The sequence below is a fragment of the Cyanobacterium sp. uoEpiScrs1 genome, assembly GCF_947331815.1.
Lineage (GTDB): Bacteria > Cyanobacteriota > Cyanobacteriia > Cyanobacteriales > Microcystaceae > Rippkaea.
This window is the reverse complement of record NZ_OX373462.1, coordinates 1778095-1803831: the sequence shown is the minus strand read 5'-3', so window position 1 is coordinate 1803831 and position 25737 is coordinate 1778095. Positions and strand designations below refer to the sequence as shown.

At 31.7% G+C, this 25737-nt stretch carries 17 protein-coding genes and 2 tRNA genes; 9 read left to right on the top strand and 10 right to left on the bottom strand.

From position 1 onward, the window contains the following. Positions 1-59: 59 nt before the first annotated feature. Both lptB and OXU93_RS06245 read left to right on the top strand, forming a co-directional pair. Positions 60-788 carry an LPS export ABC transporter ATP-binding protein gene (gene lptB / locus OXU93_RS06250; RefSeq protein ID WP_267383312.1) on the top strand — a complete coding sequence of 243 codons (729 nt, stop codon included), beginning with the start codon at positions 60-62 and terminating at the stop codon, positions 786-788. A 21-nt stretch (positions 789-809) separates the two neighbouring features. Beyond that, positions 810-1988, top strand: a complete 1179-nt coding sequence (locus OXU93_RS06245) for an LptF/LptG family permease (RefSeq protein ID WP_267383310.1) — start codon at positions 810-812, stop codon at positions 1986-1988. 551 nt (positions 1989-2539) lie between these two features. Here OXU93_RS06245 and OXU93_RS06240 read toward each other — a convergent pair. The 5 genes from OXU93_RS06240 to cobJ all read right to left on the bottom strand — a co-directional run bounded on the left by OXU93_RS06240 (position 2540) and on the right by cobJ (position 11622). Next, positions 2540-3517, bottom strand: coding sequence for an ABC transporter ATP-binding protein (locus OXU93_RS06240; protein ID WP_267383308.1), 978 nt, complete (start codon positions 3515-3517; stop codon positions 2540-2542). Positions 3518-3546: 29 nt separating this feature from the next. Further along, positions 3547-4533 (bottom strand): hopanoid-associated sugar epimerase, encoded by a 987-nt coding sequence (gene hpnA / locus OXU93_RS06235; RefSeq protein ID WP_267383307.1) that lies wholly within the window; start codon positions 4531-4533, stop codon positions 3547-3549. A gap of 647 nt (positions 4534-5180) precedes the next feature. Further along, the gene (locus OXU93_RS06230) at positions 5181-5942 is read right to left on the bottom strand and encodes a YebC/PmpR family DNA-binding transcriptional regulator (protein ID WP_267383304.1); all 762 of its coding nucleotides are present in this window, start codon (positions 5940-5942) and stop codon (positions 5181-5183) included. A 625-nt stretch (positions 5943-6567) separates the two neighbouring features. After that, complete coding sequence (proA, locus tag OXU93_RS06225) at positions 6568-7872, bottom strand: glutamate-5-semialdehyde dehydrogenase (protein WP_267383303.1); 1305 nt, start codon at positions 7870-7872, stop codon at positions 6568-6570. Positions 7873-9777: 1905 nt separating this feature from the next. After that, on the bottom strand, positions 9778-11622 hold the full coding sequence (gene cobJ, locus OXU93_RS06220; protein ID WP_267383299.1) for a precorrin-3B C(17)-methyltransferase: 1845 nt from the start codon (positions 11620-11622) through the stop codon (positions 9778-9780). 126 nt (positions 11623-11748) lie between these two features. On the opposite strand from cobJ, the gene OXU93_RS06215 reads away from it, so the two are divergent. From OXU93_RS06215 to OXU93_RS06195, 5 genes are all read left to right on the top strand, one after another. Continuing rightward, complete coding sequence (locus OXU93_RS06215) at positions 11749-12117, top strand: EamA family transporter (protein WP_267384830.1); 369 nt, start codon at positions 11749-11751, stop codon at positions 12115-12117. A gap of 148 nt (positions 12118-12265) precedes the next feature. Next, positions 12266-12339, top strand: a tRNA-Arg gene (locus OXU93_RS06210). A gap of 313 nt (positions 12340-12652) precedes the next feature. After that, positions 12653-13786: a threonine synthase gene (gene thrC, locus OXU93_RS06205; RefSeq protein WP_267383298.1), complete on the top strand. Its 1134-nt coding sequence runs from the start codon at positions 12653-12655 to the stop codon at positions 13784-13786. Positions 13787-15072: 1286 nt separating this feature from the next. Beyond that, positions 15073-16563, top strand: a complete 1491-nt coding sequence (locus OXU93_RS06200) for a TolB family protein (protein ID WP_267383297.1) — start codon at positions 15073-15075, stop codon at positions 16561-16563. A gap of 423 nt (positions 16564-16986) precedes the next feature. After that, the gene (locus OXU93_RS06195) at positions 16987-17361 is read left to right on the top strand and encodes a hypothetical protein (protein WP_267383296.1); all 375 of its coding nucleotides are present in this window, start codon (positions 16987-16989) and stop codon (positions 17359-17361) included. 1388 nt (positions 17362-18749) lie between these two features. Here OXU93_RS06195 and OXU93_RS06190 read toward each other — a convergent pair. The 5 genes from OXU93_RS06190 to OXU93_RS06170 form a co-directional block, all read right to left on the bottom strand. Further along, a tRNA-Gly gene (locus OXU93_RS06190) sits at positions 18750-18820 on the bottom strand. Between the two features lie 107 nt (positions 18821-18927). After that, positions 18928-19434: an NAD(P)H-quinone oxidoreductase subunit N gene (locus OXU93_RS06185; protein WP_267383295.1), complete on the bottom strand. Its 507-nt coding sequence runs from the start codon at positions 19432-19434 to the stop codon at positions 18928-18930. Between the two features lie 683 nt (positions 19435-20117). After that, the gene (locus OXU93_RS06180; protein WP_267383294.1) at positions 20118-20696 is read right to left on the bottom strand and encodes a glyoxalase-like domain protein; all 579 of its coding nucleotides are present in this window, start codon (positions 20694-20696) and stop codon (positions 20118-20120) included. 1205 nt (positions 20697-21901) lie between these two features. Beyond that, entirely contained in the window at positions 21902-22951 is a 1050-nt protein-coding gene (locus OXU93_RS06175) for an ABC transporter permease (RefSeq protein ID WP_267383292.1), read from the bottom strand. A 156-nt stretch (positions 22952-23107) separates the two neighbouring features. Then, entirely contained in the window at positions 23108-23626 is a 519-nt protein-coding gene (locus OXU93_RS06170; protein ID WP_267383291.1) for an adenine phosphoribosyltransferase, read from the bottom strand. Between the two features lie 528 nt (positions 23627-24154). Between OXU93_RS06170 and OXU93_RS06165 the strand changes: the two genes are divergently transcribed. Both OXU93_RS06165 and OXU93_RS06160 read left to right on the top strand, forming a co-directional pair. After that, on the top strand, positions 24155-24784 hold the full coding sequence (locus tag OXU93_RS06165) for a DUF3038 domain-containing protein (protein WP_267383290.1): 630 nt from the start codon (positions 24155-24157) through the stop codon (positions 24782-24784). Then, positions 24781-25419, top strand: coding sequence for a DUF4335 domain-containing protein (locus tag OXU93_RS06160; protein ID WP_267383289.1), 639 nt, complete (start codon positions 24781-24783; stop codon positions 25417-25419). Before OXU93_RS06165 ends, OXU93_RS06160 begins: the two co-directional genes overlap by 4 nt. Positions 25420-25737: the final 318 nt, after the last annotated feature.

The window sequence follows — 25737 nt, the reverse complement described above, 5'->3', positions numbered from 1 at the left end:
GATTTTTGATAGGGTGTCTTTTTGAGATTTATAAATTAGCGACTTCTGAATTTGACATAATGACACTTGTTCTAGATAACATTCATAAATCCTACGGAAAACGTTTTGTCGTTAATCGAGTCAACCTACAAGTAGCTCCTGGGGAAATTGTGGGACTTCTCGGTCCTAATGGAGCCGGTAAGACTACTACTTTTTACATTGCGACAGGATTAATTAGACCCAATACGGGTAGAATATGGCTTCATCAACAAGACGTAACTACTTTGCCTCTTAATAGAAGAGCACGGTTAGGAATTGGTTACATGACACAACAGGCTAGTATTTTCCGACACCTGAGTGTTCGTGAAAACATTCACTTGGCTCTAGAACAAACTGAAGTTCCCTTTCGCCAACGAGCGGACCGTCTCCATCAACTTATGGAGGAATTTCGTCTAGAAAAGATTGCCGATACTCAAGGATCTCAAGTCTCTGGGGGAGAACGCCGGCGCACAGAACTTGCTAGAGCTTTAGCTGTAGGACTCAATGGTCCCGAATTTCTGTTATTAGATGAACCTTTTGCTGGGGTTGATCCAATTGCGGTGTCGGAAATCCAAACTTTAATCGCCCAATTACGTGATCGCAATATGGGGATTTTGATTACCGACCATAATGTCCGAGAAACTCTTGCTATCACTAATCGTGCTTATATCATGCGTGACGGTCAGATTCTAGCTTCTGGTAGTGCTGAAGAACTTTATACCAACAACTTAGTACGTCAGTACTATCTGGGGGAAAACTTCCAATTTTAACGAAAATAACTTAAAATCACCATGGATATGGGGCAATTTAAATTAAAAAAGGTTAATTTAGAACTTCCTAGCTTGTCCATTATGGATCGCTATCTTTTTATTGAGATTTTATTACCTTTTCTCTTTGGTATGGGGATTTTTACCTCATTAGGTATTGCGATTGGAACTTTATTTGATCTAGTACGCCGTGTCACAGAATCGGGTTTATTACTTACTGTAGCTCTAAAGATTCTGGCATTGAAAATGCCTGGATTCATTGTTTTAGCATTTCCAATGGCCATGTTGTTAGCAGCTTTGATGGCTTATAGTCGTCTATCTAGCGATAGTGAACTGATTGCAATGAGAAGTTTAGGAATTAGTGTTTACCGCTTAGTAATTCCTTCAGTGTTATTTAGTTTAATAGTGACAGGTTGTGCTTTTATAGTGAATGACTGGATTGCCCCAGCAGCTACTCACGAAGCGGCTGTCATCCTAGAAAAGGCTGTTAACCAAGAACGCCCTAATTTTACAGAAAGAAATATTGTTTATCCGGAATACCGCACTATTCAAAAGGAAGATGGAAATGAAACAACAATTTTAAGCCGTCTATTCTATGCGGAGGAATTTAATGGAAAACAAATGCGGGGATTGACGATCCTTGATCGTACTCAAGAGGGGGTAAATCAAATCGTCACATCTCAGTCTGCAACGTGGAATATTTTGACTAATACCTGGGATTTTTTCAACGGAACAATTTATTTAATTGCCCCTGATGGTTCCTATCGTAATATTGTCCGGTTTCAACATCAGCAATTAGCTCTACCACGCGCTCCTTTAGATTTAGCAAATCGTCGTCAAAACTTTACAGAAATGAGTATTCGCGAAACTAAAAAATATTTAAAAGTTATGAAACTTAGTGGGAATGAGAAACGAGTTCGTAAAGTACAAGTTCGTATCCAAGAAAAGTACGCTCTTCCTTTTGTTTGTTTAGTTTTTGGGCTAGTGGGAGCAGCGATAGGGGTTAGACCACAAAATACGAATAGAGCTACCAGTTTTGGAATTTGTGTTGGATTAATTTTTGGCTATTATATTCTTTCCTTCGTCACTAGTTCTTTAGGGATTTGGGGGGTTTTTACACCGTTTCTAGCAGCTTGGACTCCCAACCTTTTAGGACTGGGTGCTGGAGTATTATTGCTAGTACAATCAGCTCATTTGAGATAGTTAAGAAGTATTATATTTAGATTACTTTTAAAAAAGTAGTAAAATCTAAAAAGTTTTTTACTGTAGAATAAGAAAATCCAGAAAAAACAATATAGATTGTCTAAATACATACAAATAAAAATTCTAATTTTAACTGCTAATAATAATTTATTAGTTTATCAACCTAAATATAGTCAATATAAAAGCATCAAATTATAGCTTTTTATTAAAAATGAACAGAGAGAAACTAAAATATAAAACTACAGAAAAGTATTATTGTATATAATAATGTTATGAAAGTACAAGAAGTAGTTCTTTTATAAATCACTAGATTAGATTTTATAATCTACCCTATTTACTTTTTAAGTAAATAATGTTTTTAGTCTTGACTAAACAACTTTTCTAAAGTTATTGATAAAATGAAACAAGAAGCTTAAAATGTAATTCGTTATTGCTAGTCAATTTTTCTAAAAACTTTTTATAAAAAACTAGCAATTTAATTTGACTTATTTATAGATATTTATCTAGATAAATTTAAATTAATAGCCAAGAAGTAAAAACTATATTTACGGTTAAATACTATTGGTTTTAAAAATATGACCAATAATTTCTTCTATGGAAGGGTCAGTTATATTAAGGTCAATAACTTCTAATTGATCTAAAATACAATTTATCATAGCGATTAAATTTTCTTGTTTCACTAAAAACCGAACAGCTTGTCCATCAATAGTTTCAACATTTCCATAATTAGCTAATCTATCAGCAGAAATGGAGTTAGCCAACTCCACATTTACTTGTCGATAAGGAGAAAATTTTGCAAATATTTTTTCCAAATCTCCATCGTAGATTAATTGTCCTTGATGAATCAATAAAACTCGTTTGCATAAAGCTGTAATATCAGCCATATAATGACTGGTTAATAGAATTGTTGATTGATAGCGTTGATTATAATCTTGTAAAAATTTTCTAACTGCAACTTGAGCATTAATATCTAATCCTAAAGTAGGTTCATCTAAAAATAATACTTGGGGATTATGTAAAAGAGCTGCCAATAATTCAGCTTTCATCCGTTCCCCTAAAGACAATTTACGAACAGGTTGAGTTAATTTGTCCTCAATTGATAACATTTGAGACAATTCTTGTAGTCGTTGTTTGAATATTTTGTCTGGAATTTTATAGACTGCTCCATTAATTCTTAACGAATCTAGTGTAGGTAAATCCCATAATAGTTGCTGTTTTTGTCCCATCACCAAACTGGTTTTCTGTAGAAACTGAGGTTGACGACGAAAAGGGGTATACCCCGCAATTCTTACCTCTCCTTCTGAGGGATAAATTAGTCCAGAGAGCATTTTTAGAGTGGTAGTTTTACCTGCCCCATTAGCTCCAAGAAACCCAACTATTTCCCCTGGTTCAATGATAAATGAGATATTTTTTACAGCTTCCACTTGTCGGTAATTCCGATTAAAAAAATGAGATAATGTTCCTTTAATCCCAGATTTTTTTACGGGAATAGAATACGTTTTACCAAGATTTTTTACAATAATTGACATTATAGTTAGAATCAATGACGGTTGAACTGCTAAGAATATCCATGATTAACAAACCAAGTCACAGCATCTTGTAAGGCCTGTTTAATTGATGATTGAGGTAGTCCTAACTCCTTGACTGCTTTGGTTCCATCGTAATACATTGGGGTCCGTGACATACGTACCTCATCTAGGGATAGGGATGGAGATCTGCCTAAGGGGACTAACAAAGATTCTTCAGCCCAAGCAACAATCAGAGGCAGCCAAAGAGGAACAGTTTGCCGAGGACCATTTAATCGAGTAATAGTGGCTAATTCTTCTAATAGAACTTTAAGGCTTACATTTTTATTTCCCAAGAGATAGCGCTCCCCCGATTTCCCTTTTTCTAAGGCTAATAAGTGGCCCCAGGCCACATCTCTCACGTCAATTAAGTTCAACCCAGTTTCTATATAGGCGGGCATTTGGCGGCGCAAAAATCTCAATATAATTTTTCCTGTGGGGGTAGGTTTAATGTCCCACGGACCGATTGGGGTACTTGGGTTGACAATTACTATATCTTGGCCTTTTTGGATGGCTTTGTAAGCTTCTTGTTCAGCCCAATATTTTGATTTTTTGTAATGACCAACTAATTTTTCTACTGGACTTTGATGAGTTTCATCAATTGTTTTACCGAACTCTCCTACACCAATGGCTGCGACAGAGCTTGTATAGACCGTGCGTTCAATTTTAGCTTGACGGGCTGCTGCTAGTACTGAACGAGTGCCTAAAACGTTACTTTGATACAGTTGCTGGCGATCCTGTTGATAGAGAGAATAATGAGCTGCAACATGAAAAAGTATGTGAGTTCCTCGTATTTTAGCAGCTAAGTCAGGATCATTTATATTTCCTTCCACTTGTTCAATATCTAATCCTTTAAGATTATCTAAACAACTTTTGGGACGCACTAATACTCGTACTTGATGACCTTGTTGTAATAACAACCGAACTAAGTTTGTGCCAACAAACCCGGTTCCTCCTGTAATAAATGCCTTAATTGTCATTTTTGAAGTAAATTTTCTGTAATTAAATGTATGTTGACTTCTAATTACTCAGATAAATGTAATCAGGAATAGACAGTTTTTAAACAAAATAGAGTTTTTATTATCTCATGAGATACCTTATGCAAAAAACTTTGATATATATCCCTAAAGCTAACATATCTTTATCTTGAAATTAACTTTGCAAAATATAGATCATAAAAGTTAGTTACCAATAATATCAAATCATGCTAAATAGTCCTTGTAAAAAAAATATAAATTTACTATTGAGTGATTAAAATAATTACCTTTAGTCCCTAAATGTTTAAGCAATTTTTGGAGATATGACTCAAAAAGAAATTTACATCTTTACAATAGACATCCGAACAGAAAACAAAATATATAAGTTTTAATGTTCTATTTATTTAATAACTCAATATTACTTATCTAATAGCTAATAACTTTAATGTCTATTATTATGTCATTTAAATAAATTACTCTTGATCATTTTTGCTAAAAATCAGTTATTTTTTGAAAAAAAATTTAATGACTTTACTAGGTGCTTAACCGTAAAATTATTATAGAAAGGGATCTATCCATCAACTCAGTTTAAAATACTCGACTTTTCATAAGAGAACTATGTTATTATTTGATTAAATCTATAAGCTTATTTAATCAGCATTATTTTTAGTTGATTCTTCAGCTATTTTAAAATTTGTAGTTACATTTTGTACATCTTCAAGTATTTCTAATGCATCAATTAATTTTAAAAGTAATTTACATTGATCTTGATCATTAACTTCTATAATGTTTTTTGGAATCCATCGTAACTCTACATCAAAAAAATTAATTTTTTTCTCTTTTAAAGTTTGAGTAAGGATATCTAAATTAGTAACTTCACTCAAAATTTCAGCCCTCATTTCTTCTTCAAATAATTGATAAGTATCTGCTCCTCCCTCGACAGAAGCTTCAAGAAGAGAATCTTCATTAACTTCTCCTTTAAGAATAACAACTCCTTTTTGGTCGAACATCCAACTAACACAACCCATTTCTCCTAAATTACCATCATTTTTACTAAAAGTTTTCCTTAGATCAGCAGCCGTACGGTTGCGGTTGTCAGTCAGGGCTTCAATGAGGATAGCTACGCCTCCTGAGCCGTAACCTTCATAACGGATTTCTTCATATATAGTATCGTTATTCTCGTAAACTCCCGCCCCTTTAGCAATCGCTCGCTCTATATTTTCATTGGGAATTCCGGCAGCTTTAGCTTTTTCAATTGCAGTCCGAAGTTGAAAATTAGCTGCTGGCTCAGGAAGCCCATGTTTTGTCGCGACAATAATAGCACGAGATAATTGAGTAAAAGTTTTACCTTTTCTTGCATCAACTCTTTCTTTTTGGCGTTTGATATTTGCCCACTTACTATGACCTGCCATAATTTGTAAAAAATTATATATCGCCGTTCTATTCTAATACGTTTTTAATTGAATTATATACAATTAGTATTGATAATAGAATGTTAACTTAACTGTAGCTAGTAGTATAATACACTGTATCTAATTACACTATTAGCTACAGTTAGAGTATATTATTAACATTGAGTATTAGTTATTAATATGTAAATTTAACTAATAGTAAACATATTCAAGTATATTTTTGGCTAACATTCAAGATACTAATAAAATAAATAAAAATGTATACCATAAAATTTATATTTTAATTTAAATCTTTTAACAAAATCTGCTTCCATCTGAGAAAATACTGTATTAACAGTAAAAAAAATGACCTATATTCTTAATATCATTAGTGTGTCAATGATAGTGACAGCTATAAATACTTTTTAAAAATTTAAAATTATTATCATAATTAGTAATCAAACAATAATCGATAAACTAAATAGTATTTAATACTTATATATTTAAGTAAATAATAATTAATCTTAATGGGTGAGATATCATTTTATAAAATTAATTTTTACTTTTATAAAATGATATCTCACCCATTAAGATAACTATCGTATTTGTCCACTCTACAGACTTAATATTTTTTGTATAAAGTCTCTTATATATCTCGATATTGAAAAGACTTAGCATTATCACCTGAATAAGTTGCTACAATGTGGGCATCTCCGGCTACCTGATATTTATAGGTGATTAGTCCCTCCAACCCTACTGGTCCCCTAGGAGGTATTTTTTGAGTACTAATGCCAACTTCAGCTCCAAAACCGTAACGAAATCCATCAGAAAAGCGAGTCGAACAATTATGGAATACTCCGGCTGCATCTACTTGATTTAAAAATTTTGCAGCAGAAATTTTATTTTCCGTAATAATTGCGTCAGTATGTTTTGATCCATAAGTATTAATATGCGCAATTGCATCTTCTAAAGAAGTCTCAATTTTAATTGAGAGGATAAGATCGCTATATTCTGTTTTCCAATCTTCTTCTGTTGCAGGTGTTATATTGATTAATTTTTGACATGTTTTATCTCCTCTTAACTCAACATTATTCTTTTTTAAAACTTGAGCTATCTTAGGTAAGAATTGAGGTGCAATATCATGATGAACTAATAGAGTTTCAATCGCATTACAAGCTGCAGGATATTGAGTTTTAGAATCTACTGTTATGGCAACTGCTTTATTTAAATCGGCTTGTTTGTCGACATAAAGATGGCAAATTCCATCAGCATGGCCTAATACAGGAATATTAGTATTATGTTGAACGTAACGAACAAAATCATTAGATCCTCTAGGAATAATCAAATCAACATCGTTTTCTAAAGTTAATAATTCTCGAATTTCTTCGCGGGTAGTTAGTAACTTAACACTATTATGATCAACACTAGTCTTTAAGAGTGCTTTTTGTATTAACGCAAACATAGTTTGACAAGACTTAATCGCTTCTATTCCACCTTTAAGAATTACTCCATTACCAGATTTTATAGCTAAGCTGATGATTTGAATTAAGACTTCAGGTCGAGCTTCAAAAATAACACCTAATACCCCCAAAGGACAAGTTTTTCTCTTTAAAATTAAACCATCATCTAATTCTCTATGTATTTGAGTGACCCCTAAAGGATCTGGCATCATTTTAATATTTCTAACTCCCTGAATTGTAGTTCTTAGTTTAGTTTCACTAAGTTTTAAACGATTATATAAAGGTTTAGAGATTCCTCTATTCTTGGCAATTTCACAGTCAGCTTTGTTTGATCTGATAATATCAGAGATTCCATCTTCTAAAGTTTGCACAATAGCTTCAATGGCACTATTACGTTCATCTATAGATAATGCTCCTAACTGGCGTGCAGCTTCACGGGTTTTTCGGGCAATTTCTACTAAAGATGAGGCTTTGATTGAATTCGAAACCATAGGTTTTATAGTAAAAGAATTTATAGCTTATTCTAGACTACTATTTTACGTAAAAAAAACTAACTATTATGTTTTTTATTTACATACTTAATATTTTTTTATACTCTTAAGGATAAAGAAGAGAACACAGCAATAGTGAATATATAGATTAGAAATATTAATTAACTTATATATTATAACTATCAACTGTTACAATTGACTTATAAATTAAGTTGTATATTTATAATAATTTGAAATAAAAATATTATGAATACTTTAGAATAGTTATTACAAAACTAGTACATCATTATCCCACTTATGTTATTAACTAAATAAAATAGATATCAAATATTAGAAAATTTTTTTTAACAAATGACTACGACTCCGTATTTATAATATATATTCATATATCCATATATTAAACACTAACAACTATTATATTAATATAAACTTTTTTTGTAATATAAATTTATGATGTATATCATTAACACAATTAATTAATTGATACTTTTCGTAAAAAATAACTTATAAATGAAAAATATAGTTTTCTTAAATTAGATATTGCCAAACATAAAAATTAAATAAATATAAATAGAGATATAAATCATACAGTTTTTACTATAAAAGTATATTTACTTAGCAATAAAGATAATCATTACTACCTAATAAGTATAAAAAAAGCAAAACTATTTTAATATTAAAAGATCAAAAATATAATTCATGAGCTACTTTATGTTTCAAAGATTTAATTGATTTATTCCTTATTTTAGCCGTATTAGAATACGAGTAATTCATCTTCTTATGAATAAGACATGATAATCTTATTTTTGTAGACAATTCATGAAAGGAATATAAAAAATACTTTTGATACTCAAAGAGTAGTAGGTAGATATCTTCTCATAGAAAAAGTATGTAAAACAAAAATAGACAAGAGATACTTAAAAAATAATGGAAAGTAGTATTATTTTTAATTAATTTCTAATATAAATAGAAGCTATCAATTAATGTCTTCTAATTTTTTAGAATGTAATAACTAAATAAATTCAAATAAAATAATTAAATCACAGTTTATTTATAAAAATGATTTGCTAAGATTGTTTATACAATAAATCACAAAAAATACAAGTCAAAAATCAAATAGATTAAAAGTTAAGATTATTGTTACCTCTATATTATTTGTTGTTAAGGATAAATCAATAATTTTTTATTTTCAAATTAAAGAATAATTTTCTGGAATCAATGGCGTTTATCTAAATATATATATTCATAAAAATATTGTTATAATATAAATTCATATAATAATATTTGGCAATATTTAACTCTAGATTATATAATTGATATTATCGAAAGTATATTTTGTGAAAAATATTAATTCCTACAAAAAGGAATAGAAATTTTTTGGAAACTTCATGATAAAAACATATTAATAATACATAGTTTATGTCGCCTAATAGAGGTTTACTGCTTGTTAAAAATATTTCTTTTAAATATACTAAAACTGCTTCAATAATTGACGATATTTTAAAAATTTTGGATTGTACATCTAAAGAATTAGATATATTACTTTGATCCTTATTTTAATAAATAAAAATTTATTATCTACATTTAATTTTAGTAAAAACTAAGCATTAAATATTGTACTTAATAAAATTTTTGTTAACAATTTGTAAACCACTAAAAATATTAATATTCTTATAGTTAATTGGTTAGTTATTCTTAAGTAAGTTTTTAATAAATTATTATCTCGATGCTTGAAACTTTATCTTACTCTAAATGCTATAAATCTAATTTCTTTGTTATAAGATTTAGATTATTATTTTTTGATTAAGTTTTTTAAACACTCATATCTCATATTTAATTATTGTTTTCAGTCTAATTAGTTTTAAGTTTAATGGTAAAGTATATGTTAATTATTGATTTTAAATTTTAATCATATCCTCTGGGTGTAATCATCCAACCTCCATGGCTATGAGTACTAGAATTACCAATAATAACTGTAGTTAGCATGTCAATAGTAAAGTTAAGCATTTCCTTAAGGGAAGTTAAAATTATTTTTTCATCTGGACGGTAAGCGGCACGGACTAAAGCCACTGGAGTTTTAGGATTGCGGTATTTTAAAAAAACTTCTTGAGTGTAAATAATTTGCTGAGTTCTTGTTCGTGATTGTGGATTATAAATAGCTGTTACAAAGTCCTCCTTAGCTGCTGCTACCAATCGTTTTTCAATTACTTCCCAAGGGGTTAATAAATCACTCAAACTAATAGCGCAAAAATCGTGCATTAAAGGCGCTCCTACCCTTGATGCTGATGCTTGTACAGCAGTAATTCCTGGAAATACTTCTACTTGAGGTATTTTCCCATCCCAATCCTTTTTTTGTAGTTCTTCTAGTACTAATCCTGCCATCCCATAAATACCAGAATCTCCTGAAGATACTACCGCTACTGTCAAACCCCATTTTGCTAATTCTATTGCCCTAATAGCTCGTTGTTTTTCTCGAGTAATTGGTGATGCTTCGACCACTTGTCCAGGACGTCGTAAAGGTTTAATTAAGTCTAAATATAAAGAATAACCAATAATTACATCCGCTTGAGTGATAGCCGTCTTTGCTGCCGGCGTAATCTGAGCTAAGCTACCAGGACCAGTTCCGATTAAATATAATTTTCCTATCCTTCCAGTATATTCTAAACTAGATTGAGCCACTGCTATCGTTACTGCACCTTCATCTTTTGACTTAATAATTTTTTTAGACACTAAAAGAGAATTGGGGTAAGAATCAGCTGCAGAAATAGCAGATGCTTCAGCAACACTGGGAGTATCTACCTCTTGTTGAACAATTATCGAAGGGTTAGGAACTTTTATTTTTTTTAAAAAATTAGCAGAAAAAATCTTTAAAGGTAATTGTCTTTTTTTACAATATTCTACTAATCCAATTTCATTAGATTTTATATCAATTGTTGCTATTCCTGCTATAGCTTCAATTGCTAAATTATTCTGTTGAAATACTTCAAAAATTGCCTTCTCAATCAAGCTTTCAGAGGTGCCCTTAACACAACCAATTCCAACCCATAAAATGCGAGGATGCCATTGCACCTTAGGGAAATGTAAGTCAGAGTAAAATTGTGTTTTAGTGGCACTAATTAAAATTAGTCCTTGGCATTTAACATCTCCATTGAATTTAGAAAATTCAAAAGAAAATGGATGATTAGAAGGTAAATATTTTTGCCATAGAGTTGAGCCAACTTCTTGGATAACTTGTATTGTTTCCCCACGGGAAATAATACTACTAACAGCTGTCCAATTTCCCTCTCCTTTGCGCCAGCCAAAAGGTAATCCTAAAATATCAATTCCTGGTAAATCTAAATTATTAGTTGCTCCTGTAATAACAGGAGTTATATCAAGCTGATGAGCAATTAACTGGGTTAAGTGATCTGCTCTTCCTTGATGTCCACCGCATAAGCTAATTACAAAATTACCCGTTGAATCAATGACAAGAACGGCTGGATCACTAGATTTGTCTTGTAGTAAATGAGAAATTAACCGAACTACTGCTCCTGTTGCCAATCCAAAAATAAATACTTTGTTTTGACTCCAAATAGAGGCTAGATAGTCTTTAAGAGAACCTTGATAAACTTGAGCATTATCTAAGCTAGTTTGATGACTTGGAATGTGAAGAGTTGCCCCAATTTGTTGACATAATGGGTGTAGAGTCTTAATAGCCTGAGGCGTCGTTGCGATAACGGCAATGGGATAAAACAGTTTAAATAGAGACATTTTAAATACGAATTAATGATTAATTAAGATTTATTAGCTATTAGAGATTACTTTTTCAGTTTCGTTAGAACCATATATATGCTGTATACTGACTTAAAATTATATAATCCGGATGGAACCACCGTTGTGACATATAAGGAATTGTGTTTATTGTTATTTTCGGTGCTAACGAGTACCATGGGGCAATTGCTACTCAAGTTAGGAGCAACTAAGCTAGGCAAAGTCAACACAGATAATGCGGTCAGTCATATTCTAAATATTGTCATGACTCCAGAATTATTGGCTGGATTATCTTGTTATGGGTTAGGGGCAATTGCTTATATTCTCTTATTAACCCGTGTCCAACTGAGTATCGCTGGTCCTTCTGCGGCGTTAATTTATATTTTTTCAGTTTTAATTGGGTATTTCTTTTTCCAAGAGTCAATTCCCATTTATCGTGCCTGTGGGCTAGGATTTATTATCTGTGGAGTAATTTTAGTCGTTTGGAAACCTTAAGATTAATTTTTATTGACTATTACATGAAATATCCTAATCTATTGGGTTTCAACGGCTTTTGTCTCCTCAGAAATTATAGCTTTTAATATCACCCTCTTGTGCAATTGATAAAAATTGTGTTATAGTCTTTAACTGTTGAGAGAAATAGGGGACTGTAGCTTAGTGGATTAGAGCGCGTGGCTACGAACCACGAGGTCGGGGGTTCAAGTCCCTCCAGTCCCGTTTAAATTAAAAACTAATGAAGTAGGAATTGACAACTCCTCTTCCTCTAGACTATTAGAGGTTTTTAATTATTGATTTATCGTTCTCAGTGTAGAGAACTGAGTTGATATGCTTACCATATCTATAATCTAGTTAACTCCCCTGACCAAATAAATGGTATAAATAGGGTCTAACTACTTATCTAGATCAATCGAGATTTATCGTAGATAGGATAAAAGAAGGACGTTCTAATCAGTCTTATCGATATACAATTGTGAGGAGTAATTCTTCTAGAAACTAGTAAAGGCAACTAACCCTCAAAGTTAACTTATCCATGAAAGTTGATTATCCAACGCCACAAACTACTCAAACTCAATTTTTGGAAGTTCCAACTCTTCCTCCCACAAGCTGTCAGCCCTGGCCGGGGTTAATTGAGACATATCGCCCCTATCTACCTGTGAGTGAAACGACTCCAGTTATTACCCTTCTAGAAGGAAATACTCCTTTAATTCAAGTTCCTCGTATTTCCCAACAAATTGGGCGTGGAGTCAAAGTGTGGGTTAAATATGATGGCTTAAATCCTACAGGGAGCTTTAAAGATAGGGGGATGACCATGGCGATTTCCAAGGCTGCTGAAAGTGGAGCCAAAGCGGTGGTCTGCGCTAGTACAGGGAATACTTCAGCAGCAGCAGCTGCATATGCTAGACGGGGTAATATGCAAGCATTTGTCATTATTCCTGATGGCTATGTTGCACTAGGAAAATTGGCACAGGCATTGCTTTATGGGGCAAAAATAATCGCTATTAAAGGTAATTTTGATGACGCTCTAAGTATTGTTCAAGAAATAACTGCAAATTATCCTGTGACCCTGGTTAATTCTATTAACCCATATCGTTTAGAAGGGCAAAAAACAGCGGCTTTTGAGGTGGTAGATTGTTTAGGAAATGCTCCCGATTGGTTGTGTATTCCTGTGGGAAATGCAGGCAACATTAGTGCTTATTGGATGGGATTTTGTCAATATCATAATTTAGGAAAATGCGATCACCTACCAAAAATGATGGGGTTTCAAGCTGCAGGGTCTGCACCATTTATTAGTGGTCAACCAATTGGAACTCCTGAAACTTTAGCAACAGCTATTCGGATTGGGAACCCTGCTAATTGGGATAAAGCTTGGAAAGTTAAAGAAGCTAGTCTTGGAGAGTTTAATGCTGTCACTGATCAGGAAATTCTAGAGGCTTATCGTTTATTGGCCTTTCAAGAGGGAATTTTTTGTGAACCGGCTAGTGCTGCTTCTGTGGCAGGACTATTAAAAATCAAAGATCAAGTCCCTAATGAAGCAACAGTAGTCTGTGTATTGACAGGTAATGGACTTAAAGATCCTGACTGCGCGATTAACTATAGTAACAATCAAGTCAAAGAAGGAATTAAGCCAACATTACCTTTTGTCGCTGAGGCAATTGGGTTTTAATCCTCTGGATCGGACTTAATTTTTTCATTTTCCTATTTATAGAAAGTTTAAAAGGAGTCTAAAAAATTTGATACTAATTTTCTAAGGACTTAGCTAAATATTTTATAGAGATTGATAACTATTGTCCCCTACAAAATGTGGATTAGATAAAATTTACTAGATAAATCTCCTAGGAATATCCTAAATTATTCTTCCGAAGAGATTATAACCCTATTCAAATAGATATGATAGTTTATGTCATGTCATCACCTAGTATATAAAGAGAAGTAACAATAGTAAAAAGTGGTCAGGTGAGCATTAAGAAAAAATCATTAAACAGTTGTATCTCAGTTACATAGCTGCTTTATATTATCAACAAATATGTTTCTGAGGGCTTTTTCGATAAAGGAGACTTCTTACCGATAGTTAACATCTATGTCTAAGACACTCTGGATTTATTACGCTATGTTAACAAATAATAGAGTTTATATAAATATTTTTGTAAAGACCGTCATAAAATTTCTAGTCTTTTTTAGAAAACTAGCTAATTAATCTCCATTTATTGTAGGCTATTGTCTATTTAAGTTTAGGATTAAAATAAACAAATTTTAAGATTCTTGCCAGATAATTTTATAACTTTTATACTATAGGAACTCTTTCTCCACAAGAATTAGATAAACCGACATTCTAATATATTTCTCAATCAATATAATTAAATTAAAAATACAAAAATAAATCAAAGTTGTTTTAATTTCAAGAAAAGACGCTTGTTATTTATTCTTATTTTTTTACTTAATCTTAACAAATTACTTCTACACTAGAATACTTTTCAAACAAACTAATCTCTACAATTTAGTTCATATAAAAAAATATTATTTTATATTTAAGTTTTGATAGTCGGAATTGAATAGCCATTATATGACATTAATACTACTTTTTTGAAAACAAAAAAATGACTTAAAATACTGAAATAAACACGATATTTTCTTGTTATTAATTTCAATATAATTATGGTAGTCATTTTTATTGATTTGGAATAGTATTCTTGACTATCTTATGCTAATGTTATCATTTCATAAGTAGGATGAGCTTTATCTTAATAGAAAAATTTATTCAATAATCATTTAGTCTCGGCAACCATAGATATTTTTTCTGTCATTCAGCTTTTAAAAGATAAACAACGAAGGATAATTGATGATTAACGAGGTATTATATAAATTTCCAATAACTAGAGTTTTTCTAATGAAGATTATATTGAAAAAGTTTTATATCTAATTCTGTACTTGTAACGATATCTATTAACTATCATGACAAATTCATCACAAAGAAATCAATCTTTACTGAAAAAACTAAAGTTGTTTGATTGGATTGCCCTAGGGTGTATTGTTATTCTCAGTCTGATACTAGGGGTAGTACTCGTGAGAGGAGAACAAATTCCTTTACGAGTCAGTTATTTTAGTTGGAATGGCAAAAAAATAGGGTTACAAGATAAAGCCTTTAGAATCACTTTTAACCGTCCCGTAGATAAGTATAGTGTTGAAAAACATCTATCCATTGATCCTCCCCTTTCTGGGAAAATTAGCTGGCGAGGACGTCAATTAATCTATACGTTAGATGATCCACCAATTTACGGGACAAATTATCAAATTAAATTACAAAATGCTCACAGAATTTATGATCATAAATTTATCGAACCATTTGTCAGTTTATTTAGCACTCGTGATCGTACCTTTGCCTATATCGGTATTACTGCAGAAGAACGTGGACGACTAATCATATGTAATATTACTGATGCTAATCAACCCAAAAAAACAATCTTAACTCCTTTAGATCTAATCGTCACTAATTTTAAAATTTATCCTAATGGCAGTAAAATTTTATTTAGTGCTTATGAACCTAGCCTCAATAGCCAAACATTAGTTAATCAACAATTATATACAGTTACTACGGGTTTACAAGTTTCTCCTAATGCTGTTGAAATGCCACGGGCAGGGAGATTAAAACGTATTCTTGATACAAAAAATTATCGAAATTTGACTTTTGATCTATCGCATAATGGACAAAGTATCGTTATTTGGCGAATTAATCGTAAAAATCCAGCTGATTCAGGATTATGGACGGTTTCTGAGGAGCAAAATCCAAGACCATTAGGAGTTCCTGGAGGAGATTTTGTCATTTCCCCTGATGGTAAATATGTAGTTATCTCTCAACGAGGTGGGGTGGGAATAGTTTCTTTGAATTCTGATGGGGAAGCATCAGAATTCTTGACCGGGTATGAAAAAAGTCTAGGATTTTCTGCCGATGGGAAGCAGATGCTTCTGGTTAGAGATAATCGGGACTATACGAGATCACTGGTACTTATCAATCAAAACAAACAAAAACAAGAGTTATTTCGTACTCTTTATCCAATTATTGACTGCGAGTTTGAACCTAGAGAAAAAAAATTACTTTATTGCCTTAAAACTGACTTAGTTGAGGAAAAAAAAGGTAAATATCGTGAAGAACCATTTCTTTCTGTGATTGATATAGAAAAAACAATGGATTTTCCCTTACTTGCTTTACCTAACTATCGAGATGTCCAACTAAGTATGTCCCCTGATGGAGTCGCTTTATTGTTTGATCAAGTAGTAACAGCGGTCCCTAGCTCAACCAATGATTTAATAACTTCAGAACAACAGGGAATCGCTAATGGACAGGTCTGGTTACTTCCTTTGCCTGAATTAAAAGGATCAGACAAAACTCTTAAAATTAAGCCAGAAGAACTAGAAATCGGTTTCAAGCCACAATGGTTACCTTAAAGTTTTCTTGGTTGGTCATCCGTTAATGTGATTAAAATTTATAACAAGTTCTTGTAAGAAAAGTCTTTTGTGTAGGGATAACTAAACTTAGTTTAAAACCAGATATCAATACATAAAAGTATGTAAATAGTAGTTAAAAAGGGTTTATTTCCCAGCTTAACATCATATCTCTAGGCTATTCTCTCTTTAATGATTAATTGAGTTCCTAAATTTCTAGCTTTTCATTTATCTAAGGAACTTTATAAGTAGAATGTTCGTTTTATAGAATAGTTGATTATTTATCTTGATATTTAAATTTAAGAATTATTCTTCTTCTCTAAGAAATCTGGTAGATAGTCTATAAACCAAATTATCAGGATAGTTATTGACTGATTAGCATCCAGAGTTTTTTTTGATGATTTTCCATCACATAAATAGACGCTTATGGCCGCATCTCATATCTTAGAAACTTATCAAAGTCCTACTTCCCCATCTGTTCGCCGACGTCGTCGCAAACCTAATCAACAAGAAATTTATATTCGACGTCAATGGATAGCCACTGAAATTAAAGTTAAACTGTTCATTAATGGAACTTTGTCAATTCTTGCAGCTTTCACTTTGTTTAAATTGCTTCCCTATCAGTTTTTACAACAGGAAAAACTGAAGGAAGTTACAACTCAAGTTCAAGAAACAGAAAGACGTGTGGCGGTATTGAGAAAAGATTTTAGTCGTAGTTTCGATCCACATCAAGTCAAACAGATGATGCAGGAAAATAGTTCTTTAACTGACCCCAATAAGCGACAGATATATTGGAAATAAGTTGTCTAAAATTATAAACATTTAATCACTAAGCAACTTCTCAGAATAGTTGATATTAATTAATATACTGTAATAATTAAAGACAAAATTACAATGGAATAATTTTTATAGAAAAGAGAAGTACTCTGATATGATATAAATTCTGTATCAGAGTACTTCTCTTTTCTAAGGTATCAGTTGTAAAAGCCAGCTTAAATGTTGTTGATATGTCTAGATTAATAAGCTTAAATGAGTATACATAAGAAAAATCGTTAACAATAGTAATTGATGGGAAGTAGTCTATCTAAAAATTTAGCTAATATAATTTAGCTGGTAGTAACCATAAAGTTAATTTACATTTAATAGGTTATTTATAGACAGACAAAAAGAGTAAAAGTGATTTTAAAAGTTAAAGAAAATAGAAGGTCTAAATAATAAAATTTTTGTGATATTAGTTACAAAGTATAATAATAAGGGTAATCTCTATATTAATTATTCAAGAAAAACAAGAATTGTAATTTTTCCTGAACAATAAAAAATTTAAAATATATTAAATGTTTTTTAAAAAGTATATTGAAGCATAGCAAAACTATTTATAACAGCAAATAGTTACCTAAAAATTAAATAAATAAAAAGTAAAATCAATTGACAAAAGAATCTATATAACTTTTATAAAAATGACTAAAAGTAGAAGATAGCAAAAATAAGAACGACAATTATTAAAATACTTAAAAATAAAGAGTTAAGAAATTTTAAAAGTATTTAACAGAGAAAGAGATTATTATCAATAATATTTCGGTAAAGATTAGGAATTGTGTCGTATTTAAACTGAAGTTATTATCGTTACAAAAATTTTATTTGTTTTTTATAAGAACTTATTATCTCTAAATAAATCTAATAAAAAAATATTATTAAGTAACAATCTATATAACAATCATAAATAATCTAAAATTAGATTGTCTTGATTTACATTTAATTACTTAAATACAACAATATAACTTGCTTATTGTATGTATTTATATCTATTTATTTATCTATAACTCTTAAATTCTTAAATATCTTGACTGAGATAATGCTCGGTTAATATTAACTAATAAAAATAGTTAGTTAAAGAGTCTAAAAACAAAATGTTTATATAAGAAATTGTTGACATTGATCTTTAAAGAGTAAGATACCCAATAGATATCATTGCATATACACAGCAATTTATCTTATTTTACAAGAGAGTAGTTTGAATTAAGTTATAAAAAATTTTGTTAAAAAATACTGGATTACAAATTACAGATTAATTCATGTTTAAGTCGTTGTTAAGTATTTGAACTTAGATGACTGTCGTAAATTTTTTCATTCAATCCAATTGAGAAAACATCAAGACTCATGTCTAGATTCTAGTACACCATCTTAGATGAAGCGGGTGAGGGGAATCGAACCCCTATCATTAGCTTGGAAGGCTAAGGTTTTACCACTAAACTACACCCGCAAATTAGCTATCAAAAACTTACTTGCCTGGATAAGGCTAACATAAATTTTAAATACTTGTCAAGGTCTTGGTTAGAATTTTCCAGACCTTGAAAAACAAGTCCTTGACTAAGTCGTTTGAATTACATCCGACAAGGTTTTCCAACGAAAATAGCGCTCCCCGCCCATCTCCACAATAACCTTAATCCGAGGTTCAATAGAAGGTAAATTAGCAAGATATTCTAGTTCGGTTTTAGATAGAACATGCCCCTCTAAAATCCATAATATTAGTCCTTTCGATTTAGATGGTAGGTTTTCTAGTTGATACGCGGCAATGGGAGGAACAAAATAGACAGGGCCAACGGCCGCATCTTGTCCAATATTCTTTTTACCCAAATGGGGGGGGCGAACTCCATGAATGCCCATCAAATAGGCACTAACATCGCCAAGTCCTTTAGCCGTCAAAGAAAGGCTATTATAGCCATTGGCTCGTAAACGTCGTTGATAACGCCCTTCAAAGCCTCCCTCTAGGGGAGCATATACTGCTAATGCGCCTGATTTTTCTAAAGCGTAGAGTAATCCTCTTCCAGTCTCTAAAGCGCGTAGCAATCCTTTTCCGATGGTTAGCAGTGCCATTACAGTCCTAAAAAAGTTCCTTTACTGATTATAAGGGAATCCTTCCCATTGAGAAAAAGATTTAAACCTTAACTTCAAAGTCCAAGTAATTTTGCTACAAATGTTAATAACCAATTCCCCCAACTAACCACGTTCTAGAGGTATTTAACACCACTTGTTGTCCTAGTTACTTTCATGAAAATGATTTTTTTCTTGGAAAAGAGAAATAAAATGTATAAGCCCCACGATAGAATCGACTATAAGTAATAGCCCTTAGGGCATTGATATTTGACTTATTCCAGGAAAAATTACTTACAAGTTAAGATTGTGTATAAAATTATTTACATTAAACTCCACACCAAATCGAATTAATTTTGCATTCTAAGCTTTATATGTTATACATAGTAAGTTAAAGGAGAATGACATTAATTACTTTTAAACAATGTATGGTAGATACATTAAGCATAAATTATTTGACATCAGAAGTTTCTTTGATTAAATAATTAAAAAACAGATCTGTTACACAAATCAAATTAATAATTTAGTAAGAATCGAGTAGATTTATATAAAAAATAATTATTTATGGATTGCTTAATCACAGATTATGAGCAACAGGCAATTAAAGTGAGGTATTCAACAATCACCAGAAGATCATTTTTTGATCAATACACTTATCTTCGTATAGTCATCAACAGCATTGACCACTAATTATTGACTTCAGTCATTTCAATTATCCTTTCTTCAAGATCTTTAACTAAAAAATTGAGAGGTTGATTACGACGTATTTTATATTTTAAGCGTCTTAATTGGACTCGCATTAAAATATTCTCTAAGCACTCATGGTCAAAACAAACATGACGCTGACGGTTTTTATGTCCATAACTAGCTCCAGCAATAATATGTAACTGAGCATTTCTTTTTAATTGATACCAAAGTCCATCAGAATGTCTAAAAGCCGCTGCCGTTGTTGGAGTAGGGGTAGTAGAAACATACAAGGGATCAAATGCTTCCGCCCCTAAACTCCGCTCGTAATTGTAATAGTAATGTAAGGGAACTTCCGCGACAGGTAATTCCAGCAAACCTTGATAAAATTGTTGGGCTATTTCTAGATCACAAACCATAATAGTATAAACCTTCGGTGCGCTAGTTAGAAACATCCACATTGCTAAACCATAGGACGCCAGTAGCATAACCATAATGCCCTGGGTTGAAAAAAGACTATCAACTGGCAGAAACATCCCTAAATGATAGTAGTGTAGAGAAAAATTGGTCCCAAGATCCATAGAAAATAATTGATATATATATATCAGGCTTTTATCTTGATTAAGTAACTAAAAAAGCTAAATGTCAAGAATAACAACTAAAGGTTATCTATTCAACTATAGCAAGACTCTCTATAGGTTGAGTTAAGCTGTACACATAGGCGATTATCAGTAGATAAGTTTCTTATCCGTATGATTAGACTATTTTTTCTATTTTTTATGGACGGGGTATTATACGAAATTGTTAATTATCCACCACCATTTTAGTGCCCATAAGGTAGGAGGGTTTTAACTCCTCTTGTTTACTGATTGTGTGGAGTAGCCCATAGGCAGCTTAAAAACTTCTCAGATTCTTTAAACTTAGTCATATAAGCTTGGAAGATAATTTTATATTTCAAACTTTTCTCGATAAGGTTATGCTCTCTATAGAGACCTATAATAGTTGATAATTTATCATTATTTTAAGATAAAAAAATCTGTACTTTTAAATTAATCTTAGTGTTGTTGCTTGATATAATTAAGCATTAGAGAAAAATCTCAGTGTCATTCAAAATAAAGTTGACTCTAAAAGGGAAATTTAAGGTGACTAATAGATATTCTATGAAGATGAATACTTACCCCAATTAAGAATTAATTCTTAAGAACGTGACTAAAATAATTACAATTAAAATCTATTTAATGACTAAATAAGTCTACACACTAGTAGACTACTATTGTAATCATAAATCAATAATAGTTATTCTTGACTTTCTTAGATTAATTAATTTATGATATCTTTGCTGATTTTAATAATTTTGAGCTACTTTATGTAACCTAAACCATTGAGGTAATTGAATTTGTATAGAAACATTATGGCCAACTATAAATTGTTTTGATAATAGCGCCTTACTTTCCTTTTTTCAATTTTTGAGAGAAACGATAGCATATATAGGTTTATGCTAGTGATATTATTTCTTTTATCATTATTAAGATTGCGAGGGTTGAGATGGAAAATAAGTATAAACAGAGACAGAAATTTAAGATACTTTAGTTATAGTAATTTTTGTATTATTGGACTTTATCATAGTTATTATTAACAACTTAATTCAGTTTTATAGAGCAAGATTGGTTAAATGAGTAATAGTCTGGACAATCTACTGTGGAGTAATACCACTAACTTAGACTATTTTTACAAAAGAATAAGTAACTACAACTAATAATTATTTACTTGGATTTAAAATCTTTCATTATTTTAGGTTTTCTAATTTGATACGAGGATCAGCTACTTTGAGTAATAAATCTGCTAACAGATTGCCCACTATTAACATAGTCGCTCCCATAGTTAAACTCCCCATAACTAGGTAAAGGTCTTGTGCTTGAACTGCCCCTAAAATTAAAGTTCCTAACCCCGGCCAATTAAAGAAAAATTCTGCAATGAATGATCCCCCTAACAAACTAGCAAACTCGAATCCTAGCAAAGTAATCAAGGGATTAATGGCATTACGCAATCCATGAACATAAATAACTTTGTCTTCAGATAATCCTTTTGCACGTGCAGTTTGAATATAATCTTGTCGCATCACATCTAACATTTGTCCTCGCGTCAAACGCATTAAACCTGCAAAACTAGTAATACTTAAGGCAACAGTTGGTAGTATCATATGCCATCCAATATCAAATATTTTACCGAGAAAAGATAATTCTCGATGATTTATACTGATCATGTCTCCCACAGGTAAAATAGGAGAAATTTGTTGAGCGAAAATTAATAACAATAATGCCGTAATAAAACTAGGAAATCCCTGTCCTAGATAACTAATCACCCGCAGAATTTTATCAATAAAACTGTTCTTTTTTACTGCACTTAGTACCCCAAGAGGTAGTGCAATTATCCAAGTTAAAGTGATTGAAGTAATACTCAATAGTAATGTTGCTATAATTCTTTCACTTAACAGAGAAATAACTGAGCGATTAAAAACAAAACTTTCTCCAAAATCAAGATGAGTAACAACCTGAAACAACCATTTACTATACTGTTCATACCAAGGTTTATCTAATCCAAAACGTTGGGTTAAACTGATTAGAGTATCAGCAGATATGTTAGGATTCTGTTTGAGGGTATCAAGGTAATTGCCCGGAGCAATTTGAATGATAAGAAAACTTAGAAAAGAAGCCAACAATAAAGTCAAAACTCCCTGTAAAACTCGCTTTATAATATAAAGCATAGTTTCATTTGTTAACCAGTTTTTTAATCCTATTAATAGTTGGTTAGATTGAGAGGATAAGAGAAACTTCATAAGTTAATAATTTTATACACTGTGAATTTTAAATTCTTGTTGATTATAAACATATTATAGCAATAGCAAATGACCTAATTTTTATCACTATTCCGTGTAGAATAAATAATCTAAATCTTGAATTAAGAAAAATATAATTAGTACTTAGTTATTTTCTTAATAATCTACTAAGGTAACAATCGGTAGATCAGGAAGTTTTTGGCGACCTTTCAAAGCTTTTAATTCGATTACAAAAACAAATCCCAATACCTTACAACCAACTTTCTCCAACAAATCTACTGTTGCCTTAGCGGTTCCTCCCGTAGCAATCAAATCATCAACAATGAGTACTTTATGATGATCGGCTAAGACATCTTGATGAATTTCAAGTTTATCGGTTCCATACTCCAAATCGTACTCAATTTGATGGACTGCTGCCGGAAGCTTACCCGGTTTACGAACAGGGACAAAACCAGCTCCAAGTTGATAAGCTAAAGGTACTCCGAACAAAAAACCACGAGACTCCATTCCTACCACATAATCAGGCAATAAATCTTGATATTGACATTTTTCGCATAAGGTATCAATGGCATAGTGCAACCCTTTCTGATTGCTAAGCAAAGTTGTAATATCTCGAAACATAATTCCAGATTTAGGAAAGTCGGGAATATCTCTAATTAACGCTTTAAGATCCATGGTTTATATTTTGAAATTCTTCACAAGAAGTTGAAAACTACTCTAACAGACTGTCAGTATAAGTTCTCACCTAAAGTTTATGTTTTTTTCATTGATTAATTTTTGTGATAGTGGGGGGGTTAGTTTTGAAGAACTTAGTAGAACAATATCCATCTTATTAAGAGTTGATATAACCTAAATAATCAACAATTATTTCTGATTAACTCTCTAATATCTTTTGTTGTTGTTCCATACCATTCAATATTTTTTGTACAAAAACTTATTATCTTAATAAACGACAAATTCTGACTTGATCAAAAAAAACTTACCTAGTTTCTGAGAGATAGTTGTATTTCTTTGTCTAAATATAGATTGAGAGCGTTAAACCTAGGATAAATGCTCTTTATTGGAATCAAGTTTCATTCTTCTTCCCTTTTATCTTCGTGCCATTCTAATCATTAGATAAGTAGTCAGTTAATTGTCTCTTTTGCTAGGTATAGTTAACGCAGACAATGGACCAATTATCAAAACACTAAGTTATTCTGTAAGATGAATTCCACTATTAGTATAATGCCTGATTCGAGTTCTTCCACTAAGTTTAAACCTGTGATTTTAGATATTCTGCCAGATTTTCCTATCTCTGGCCAGCGATGTGCTGTACGACTTCAACAACGGATTGATCTATCGTTGTTGGCGCTCGAAGCATTGGAAATGGGAGCGTCAGAACAGATGCTCAAAACCATAAAACAATTGCAATTTCAGGAAATTATTAAAAATCGAATTGTTTTATGGCGGTTGCGATGTACTAATCCTTTGCGGCGCTCCTATACCCGTGGAAATCTAACTCTTATTCAAGCCAAAGCATTGGTAATCATTGTCAGTTGTCTAGCCAAGCCTTTAACCGTTCAGATTAGACAACTTTTATTAGCCGAACAACAGATGAGACAAAAAGGACTACCAGTCAATTGTCATTTTCTCTTGGCGGAATATTTAGACCAATTTCGCGCTCACTTCCAAAGTCGGATGAATCCTCGTCGTGCTAAAGTTTCAGTTTATTCAACTTCTAATGATAAATTGAACGAGTTAGCTTTATTTTTATTAAAACAACTTTTGTTTTGTACAGGAACTACTGGAATGCAAAGGTTTTGGATTAGTTTGTTTGATGGAGAAGTCGCATGAATATTAAACGACAATATAGCTTGCCAAATTGTACCTTAATACTAGAAGGATTGGGTGATTGCTTGACTGTAGGTGATTCCCAAGATAATCGTCCTCTTTTATCAATTTTAATTAATGCTGAATGTCGTTTTGTAGGAACGTCTCAAAAACTCCAGGGGGGACGAACATTTCTAGAAAACTTAGCTCAAGCAGCTAGTGCCTATGCTCAAGAATATCTCAGTGGGATTTCTCACTTTCAAGATGATCAAGGAGATGAAGATACTATTCATCTTGAAAAAATTGAAAACACCAACCTTCATCGATTGAAATGGCGACCTAGTATACAGATAAGTCAATCTTCTGTGGAATTGGAATTAAACACCGTTCAGTTATTTGATTTGGTTGAAAGTCTTGATCAATTTTTTGCTGATAGTCGGACACTCCCTGACCTTAGTTTACAATTACACCCAATATCACGACGATATCGTCCTCCTGATGAACCATTAGGACAGCGAGCAGTCCCGGCTACGTTGGGAATAGGTAGTATTGCCTTGATGGCCTTAATTTTATTTTTCTTTCCTATTCCCGAAATACGTGAACCAGAACCTCAGCCCTCTGAAACACCTACGAAAACTATTTCTCAAAAAAACTTTTGATCTTTCTTTCTAATAAATTTTATGAAATTTCAAAATACGGTTGTTATTCTCAACATCTAAGTTAAAGCATAATAAGATTTGCGATTATTATCGTACATAATCGCAAATAATTAAGAAATAGCCCCAAATTATTTGGTATAAATTAATAAGGAATCTTTCTGTCCAATTGGGTCAAAGAAAAGCCTAGAGATATTGTCCCTTTTCTTTCCCCTAAATTTTTTACGAAACTTATATACTATTGGTAATAATAATTTTAATAAATTTAAATGATATTTAACTGTCATCTGTTATTGACTGTGTATACTAATGTTTTTTTGT